Raw genomic sequence first — 1,280 nt, forward strand, 5'->3', positions numbered from 1 at the left:
CATTAGTCGTTCGAAAATGAGCCTTTGGAAGTGGCGCTGGTTGGGCATGTTCACCATGACCGATAGTTCGGTTAATCATCGCACCCTGTCCCAAACTACGGACGATAATTTCACGATAAATCTCTTCTTCCGGTTCGATATAGTGAACATTTCCCGTAGCCAGAACAGGCTTGCCAAGGCGATCTCCAACCTCTATCAAACTCTTGATAATGGTCTGGAGTTCCTCCATATCCTTGACCTGCTCTTTGGCAATCAAGGGCGCATAGATAGCCGGTGGCATGACCTCGATAAAGTCATAATACTTGGCCACCTCAACCGCCGCATCCACACCTTGAGAAACGACCACGTCAAAAACTTCACCCTCTGAACAGGCTGAACCTAAAATCAAGCCCTCTCGATGGGCATCTAGAACCGTTCTCGGAATCCGTGGCACTCCTTCAAAATACTTGGTATTAGACAAGGAAACCAGCTTAAAGATATTTTTTAGACCTACCTGATTCTTGACATAGATGGTCGCATGCTTGATCCGAGCTTTTTTGTAAGAATCTGGACTGATTAGATCAATGTTGAGTCTAGCTAAATCGGTCACACCATGTTTTTCTGCTACCTCTTTGATAAAGATGAAAAGCAGACGACCAGTCGCTTCCGCATCGTAGTTGGCCATGTGGTGATGTTCCAAGGCCACACCAAAACGCTTGGTCAAAGGCCCCAAACCATGGCGTTTATACTCAGGATAGAGGTTTCTAGCAAACTCCAGCGTATCAATAACTGGCTGACTAATCTTTGGAAGATCATGACGCTCATAATTAGCATTCATAAAGCCAACGTCAAAGGTAGCATTGTGTGCAACTAGGACCGTATCCTTGCAAAATTCTTGGAATTCTTGCAAAACTTGTTCTAGTGGTTTGGCATTTTTGACATGATCACCTGTAATTCCAGTTAACTCTGTAGTAAAAGCTGACAAGGGATGCCCAGGATTGATAAATTCATCAAATTCAGCAATAACATTCCCCTTGTACATCTTAGAGGCCGCAACCTGAATCAAGGCATTATAGATAGCTGAAAGTCCCGTCGTTTCCACGTCAAAGACCACGTAGGTTGCTTCTGATAAGTCCATCTCCACTTCGTTATAGACGATAGGGACACGGTCCTCCACGATATTGGCTTCCATCCCATAGATCAGCTGGATTCCCGCTTTCTTAGCCGCCTTATAGCCATGTGGAAAGGACTGGACATTCCCATGGTCTGTGATAGCAACCGCCTTGTGTCCCCACTTAGCA

The 1,280-nt window shown here is 45.3% G+C and carries 1 protein-coding gene; it reads right to left on the minus strand.

Annotated features, from left to right (window positions below):
* Positions 1-1,280: exonuclease domain-containing protein (locus tag DCM90_RS09685; RefSeq protein ID WP_133244343.1), on the minus strand; the 1,280-nt coding region annotated here is incomplete at both ends.

This window comes from Levilactobacillus bambusae (assembly GCF_003124125.1).
In the GTDB taxonomy this organism is placed as follows: Bacteria; Bacillota; Bacilli; order Lactobacillales; family Lactobacillaceae; genus Levilactobacillus; species Levilactobacillus bambusae.